The organism is Streptomyces viridosporus (assembly GCF_002078235.1).
In the GTDB taxonomy this organism is placed as follows: Bacteria; Actinomycetota; Actinomycetes; order Streptomycetales; family Streptomycetaceae; genus Streptomyces; species Streptomyces viridosporus.
In genome coordinates this window covers 1-5,946 of the sequence record NZ_MSGP01000646.1, presented here as the reverse complement: position 1 = coordinate 5,946, position 5,946 = coordinate 1, and the positions used below count along the sequence as shown (strand labels likewise).

Below are 5,946 nucleotides of genomic sequence, written 5' to 3'. Positions count from 1 at the left end.
CCCGGCACCGCACCCGGGGCGCCGCACTCGCCCCGGTCCCGCGGGCCGCCGCCGAGCAGCCCGCGCACCAGCGGGTGGGCGCAGAACAGCCCGTCGCGCACGCCGATGCCGTACTCGGCGGACAGCGCGGCGGCGAAGTGGGAGCTGTTCCAGCCCTCGACGACGAAGGAGAGCACCCCGACGCGCGGGGCGTCGTCCCCGAACAGGGACAGGAACCGCACCTCGGGCAGGTCCGCGAGCCCGTCGCGCACCGTGCGGATCAGCTGCTCCTCGCGGGCCGCGAGGGTGTCGAACCCGGCCTCGGTGAGGGCCTTGCAGGCCGAGGCGAGGGCGTGGACACCGATGACGTTGGGCGAGCCGGCCTCGTGCCGGGCGGCGCCGTCGTGCCACTCCACGTCCACGGTCCCGTCCTCGCGCCGGGTGACCCTGCGGCTGGCGCCGCCGCCCGCGAGGTAGGGCTCGGCCTCCCGCAGCCAGTCGGCGCGGCCGGCCAGGACACCGGAGCCGAAGGGCGCGTACAGCTTGTGTCCGGAGAGGGCGACCCAGTCGACGTCCAGCTCGCGCACGCTCACCGGGCGGTGCGGGGCCAGCTGGGCGGCGTCCAGGACGATCCGGGCGCCGTGCGCGTGGGCGGCGGCGGCCAGCTCGCGCACCGGCCACAGCTCGCCGGTGACGTTGGAGGCGCCGGTGACGCAGACCAGGGCGGGGCCGTGGGGGTGGCGGTCGGCGAGGGCGCGCTCCAGGGTCTCGACGGCCTGCCGCGGGCTGCTCGGGGCGTCGAGGCAGGTGACGCGCGCGTTCCTCCAGGGCAGCAGGGCGGCGTGGTGCTCGGTCTCGAAGACGAAGACCTCGCAGCCGTCGGGGAGCGCGGCGGCGAGCAGGTTGAGGGAGTCGGTGGTGGAGCGGGTGAAGACGACCTGGTCCCCCTCCCGTCGCCCACCGCCGCCTTCGAGGCGGCAGCCGAGGAACTCGGCGACGGTCCGGCGGGCGTCCTCGAACAGGTCGGTGGAGAGCTGGGAGAGGTGCCCGGCACCGCGGTGGACGCTGCCGTAGTGGGGCGCGTACGCGGCGACGTCGTCCCAGACGCGCTGGAGCGCCGGGGCGCTGGCGGCGTAGTCGAGCGCGGCGTGGACGACCCCCCCGCCGGTGACGAGCGGGACGGTGACGTCCCGCCCCAGAACGGGCAGGGGCGCGCGGACGGGTCGATCGGCGGCAACGGTGGCAACGGTGGACACGGACATGGCTGGACTCCCGTGAAGGCAGGGCTGGTTCACCGCGCGAGCGGGCACGGCCCGGGCGCGGGGTGAAGGTGACGGAGGTGTGCGGAGGCGGGGCTCTGCGGCCCTAGCGCATTCGCTTGCTCACGGAAGGCTCCCTCGAACGACCAGGACCCCTGGTCCCACCCTTCCGAAGGGTGCGAGGGGTCCGCGCTTGCCGCGAGCCCTGCTGCTCACGGCCTGGTCCTCACCCGGGGCACCCCGCCACGGACGGAGGGTTGCCGGACAGCCGGCCGGGGCCTCATGGCTGTCGCTCATGACCTGGACGGGAAAGTACGGGAAATGACGGATGTCCCGCAACCCGTTTCCGGATCGCGGGACATCGTCGGGAAGAGCTAGGCGTTGCTGGCGGCGACCCAGCGTTCCAGGACCCGCTTGGCGGCTCCCGAGTCGAGGGACTCGGCGGCCCGGTCCATGCCGGCCCGGATCTGCTCCGTGAGGGTGCCGCCGCCCGGCTCCAGCGCCACCAGCGCCGCCGCGGAGTTCAGCAGCACCGCGTCCCGCACCGGGCCCTTCTCGCCGTCCAGCACCCTCCGGGCGACCTCGGCGTTGTACGAGGCGTCGGCGCCCCGCAGCGCCTCGACCGGCACCAGCTCGATCCCCACGTCCCGCGGGTCGAAGGTCTCCTCGGTCACCTCGCCGCCCCGGACCACCCACACCCGGGAGGTGGCGGTGGTGGTCAGCTCGTCCAGGCCGTCGTCGCCGCGGAACACCAGCGAGGAGTGGCCGCGTCCGGCGAAGACGCCCGCCATGATCGGCGCCATCCGGGGGTCGGCGACCCCGATCGCCTGGGCCTTGACCCGTGCCGGGTTGGCCAGCGGGCCGAGGAAGTTGAACACCGTGCGGATGCCGAGCTGCCCGCGGGCGGCGGCCACGTGGCGCAGCGCCGGGTGGAACTTCACCGCGAAGCAGAAGGTGATCCCGGCCTCCTCCGCGACCTCGGCCACCCGCTGCGGGGACAGCTCCAGGTTGACGCCCAGCTTCTCCAGGACGTCGGAGGCACCGGACGCGGAGGAGGCCGCCCGGTTGCCGTGCTTGACGACCTTCGCGCCGGTGCCGGCCACGACGATCGAGGACATCGTGGAGATGTTCACCGTCTTGGCGCCGTCCCCGCCGGTGCCGACGATGTCGACCGTCGCCCCGGGCACCTCGATCACCTTGGCGTGGTCGTACATCGCCCGCACGCAGCCGGTGATCTCCTCCACCGTCTCGCCCTTGGCCCGCAGGGACACCGCGAAGCCGGCGATCTGCGCGTCGGTCGCCTCGCCGCGCATGATGAGGTCCATCGCCCAGGCGGTGTCGTCGGCGGACAGGTCCCGGCCGTCCAGCAGACCGTTCAGCAGGGCGGGCCAGGAGCGGCCCGCCGCGGTGTCGCCTCCAGCGGGGGTCACAGCGCTCATCAGCCGCTCCTGATCGTCGTAGAAGAATCCTTCGGAACCACCCTATCCAGCCCCGGACAGGGCGAAGGGCCCCGTCCGAACACCGGACGGGGCCCTTCGACCGTGGCGTGGCGAGCGCAGCGATCAGTGGTGGCCGTGGCCGCTCGTGATCTCCTTGTACTCCTCGACGGTGGGCTTCGGGATCTGGGACTCCTCGCCGTAGTACGCCTCGCTGAGCTTGGCGCGCAGTTTCTCGGAGCCCTTCACCTTGCGCTCGACGCCGTTCTCGTCGACCTCCGGGCCGATCTCGACCGGCTTGTACTGCTCGTGCGCCGTGAGGGTGTACATCTGCTCCTGGCTGAGCGGCTCGTGCACCTCGATGAACTCACCGTGCGGCAGGCGCTTGATGATGCCCGACTCGCGGCCGTGCAGCACCTTCTCCTTGTCCCGGCGCTGCAGGCCGAGGCAGATCCGCTTGGTGATGATGAACGCGACGACCGGTCCGACGAAGAAGCCGATGCGGACGAACCAGGTGACCGCGTTGATCGAGAGGTCGAAGTGCGTGGCGACGATGTCGTTGCCACCACCGATCAGCATGATCAGGTAGGCCGTGACCCAGGCGACGCCGATGCCCGTACGGGTCGGGGCGTTGCGCGGCCGGTCCAGGATGTGGTGCTCGCGCTTGTCCCCGGTGATCCAGGACTCGATGAACGGGTAGAGCGCGATGAACGCGAGGAAGAGGCCGAACAGCACCAGCGGGATGAAGACGCCCAGGACCAGGGTGTGGCCCCAGAAGTTGATCTCCCAACCGGGCATGGCGCGGACCAGACCCTCGGCGAAGCCCATGTACCAGTCGGGCTGGGCACCCGTGGAGACCCAGTCCGGACGGTACGGGCCCAGGTTCCAGATCGGGTTGATGGTCACCAGGCCGGAGATCAGCGCGGTGAAGCCGAAGACCAGGAAGAAGAAGCCTCCCGCCTTGGCCATGTAGACCGGCAGCAGCGGCATGCCGACGACGTTCTTGTTGGTCCGTCCGGCGCCCGCGAACTGCGTGTGCTTGTGGTAGAAGACCAGGATCAGGTGGGCGACCACCAGACCCAGCATGATGCCCGGCAGCAGCAGGATGTGGATCGAGTAGAACCGCGCCACGAAGTCGGTGCCGGGGAACTCCCCGCCGAACAGGAACATCGAGATGTACGTGCCGACGATCGGCACCGACAGGATCGCGCCCTGGGTGAAGCGGACACCGGTTCCGGAGAGCAGGTCGTCCGGCAGCGAGTAACCGGTGAAACCGGTGAACATGCCGAGGACGAACAGCAGGAAACCGAACAGCCAGTTGATCTCGCGCGGCTTGCGGAACGCGCCGGTGAAGAAGACGCGCATCATGTGCACGAACATGCCGGCCAGGAAGATGACCGCCGCCCAGTGGTGGATCTGCCGGATGAGCAGACCGCCGCGCACGTCGAAGCTGATGTCCAGGGTGGAGGCGTACGCCTCCGACATCAGCTGCCCCTGCATCGGGACGTAGCTGCCGTGGTACACCACCTCGTTCATCGAGGGGTGGAAGAACAGCGTCAGGTACACACCCGTGAGGATGATGATGATGAAGCTGTAGAGGCAGATCTCACCCAGCATGAAGGACCAGTGGTCCGGGAAGATCTTCCGCATGTTGGCCTTGGCCAGGGAGTAGATCCCCAGCCGGCCGTCGGCCCAGTCGGCGACGCGTTCGCCGGCCGGGGCCTTCCCGCGAGAGCGGGAGTCGGTGCTGGTGTTGGTACTCATCCGCGCTCCCAGAAAGCAGGACCGACGGGCTCGTCGAAGTCACCGAGCGCTTCGAGGTAGCCCTCGTCGTTCACGCCGATGCGCAGCTGCGGCAGGGCGTGACCGGCGGGACCGAAGATGACCTTGGCCCCGTCGGAAAGGTCGAAGGTGGACTGGTGGCAGGGGCACAGGGCGTGGTGCGTCTGCTGCTCGTACAGGGAGATCGGGCAACCGACGTGGGTGCAGATCTTCGAGTACGCGAGGATGCCCTCGTGCGACCACTCGAGCGCGCGCTTGTCCTTGATCTCGTCCGGCTGGATGCGGACGATCATCAGGGCGGCCTTGGCGATCTCGTTGTTGAAACCGTGGTCGTGCGGGTCCAGCCCCTCGGGCTGCGCGAACGTGAGCGAGCCGGTGATGATGTCGGAGGGACGCATCGGCTCGTTGGTGTTCTGGTTGATGAGCAGCTTGCCCCTCGACCAGGCGGTGTGGCGCAGCTTGTCCTCGGGCAGCGGACCGAGGTCGCGCAGCAGCACGACGCCGGACAGCGGCACCAGGGTGAGCGCGCCGAACATGGTGTTGCGGATCAGCTTGCGACGGCCGATCGCCGACTCCTTGGCACCCTGCCGGAAGTCGTCCATGACCTTGGTCCGGACCTCCGGCGACGCCTCGATCGGGTGCCGCTCGTCGGTCAGCTCCTCGTCGGACATCAGGGTGCGGCCCCAGTGGACCGCGCCCGCGCCGATCGTGAACAGCGCGATGCCGAGCGTCACGCCGAGCGCGAGGTTCAGCGCGCCGATGTGACCCAGCGGGAAGACGTAGACGACCTTGTCGATCGGGATCGCCACGAACGAGGCGATGAAGCCGATGGTGGCCAGCATCGACACCGTGAACAGCAGGGCGACCGTGCGCTCGGAGCGCTTGGCGGCCCGCTCGTCGATGTCCTGGACCCGGTGCTCGTGGGGCGGCAGCCCCGGGTCGGCGAACGGGTTCTTCTCGTCCGCGACGCCCAGCGCACCGTGGGCGGTGTCCTGCGCTGCGGGCAGGTTCTCTTCGGGAATGTCTTGGCTACTCATGACTTCTTGGCCTTTGCGGTCCGAGCGGCGACCCACACAGCGACGAGGATCATCCCGCCGAGACCGAAGATCCAACCGAACAGGCCTTCACTGACCGGGCCCAGCCCGCCCAGCGACAGGCCACCCGGGCTCTCGGTCTGATCGCTGTTGACCTCGCCCAGGTACGCGATGATGTCCTTCTTGTTCTGCTCCGACAGCACGCTGTCGGGGAAGGAGGGCATGTTCTGCGGGCCGGTGAGCATGGCCTCGTAGATGTGCTTCGGGTCGACGTCCTCGAGGTCCGGCGCGTACTTGCCGTGCGTCAGCGCGCCACCCTTACCGGTGAAGTTGTGGCACTGGGCGCAGTTGTTGCGGAAGAGCTCACCGCCCTTGGCGATGTCGGCGCCCTCGGGACCGTACTGCTCCTCGGTCGGGATTGCCGGACCGGCACCCAGCGAGGCGACGTAGGCCGCC

The 5,946-nt window shown here is 69.9% G+C and carries 5 protein-coding genes and 1 riboswitch; all 5 genes read right to left on the bottom strand.

The window, feature by feature from the left end; translation table 11 throughout:
- A partial coding sequence (locus B7L92_RS34990; protein WP_081241247.1) for an aminotransferase class V-fold PLP-dependent enzyme occupies positions 1 to 1,241 on the bottom strand: 1,241 nt, incomplete at its 3' end.
- Between the two features lie 181 nt (positions 1,242 to 1,422).
- A riboswitch (SAM riboswitch) is annotated at positions 1,423 to 1,539 on the bottom strand.
- 73 nt (positions 1,540 to 1,612) lie between these two features.
- Complete coding sequence (trpD, locus tag B7L92_RS34985) at positions 1,613 to 2,677, bottom strand: anthranilate phosphoribosyltransferase (RefSeq protein WP_081241246.1); 1,065 nt, start codon at positions 2,675 to 2,677, stop codon at positions 1,613 to 1,615.
- A gap of 123 nt (positions 2,678 to 2,800) precedes the next feature.
- Positions 2,801 to 4,438, bottom strand: a complete 1,638-nt coding sequence (gene qcrB, locus B7L92_RS34980) for a cytochrome bc1 complex cytochrome b subunit (RefSeq protein ID WP_081241245.1) — start codon at positions 4,436 to 4,438, stop codon at positions 2,801 to 2,803.
- The gene (gene qcrA, locus B7L92_RS34975; protein ID WP_081241244.1) at positions 4,435 to 5,493 is read right to left on the bottom strand and encodes a cytochrome bc1 complex Rieske iron-sulfur subunit; all 1,059 of its coding nucleotides are present in this window, start codon (positions 5,491 to 5,493) and stop codon (positions 4,435 to 4,437) included. The genes qcrB and qcrA overlap by 4 nt, the downstream gene beginning before the upstream one ends.
- On the bottom strand, positions 5,490 to 5,946 hold a 457-nt coding region (gene qcrC / locus B7L92_RS34970), incomplete at its 5' end, for a cytochrome bc1 complex diheme cytochrome c subunit (protein WP_143626429.1). The genes qcrA and qcrC, both read right to left, overlap by 4 nt.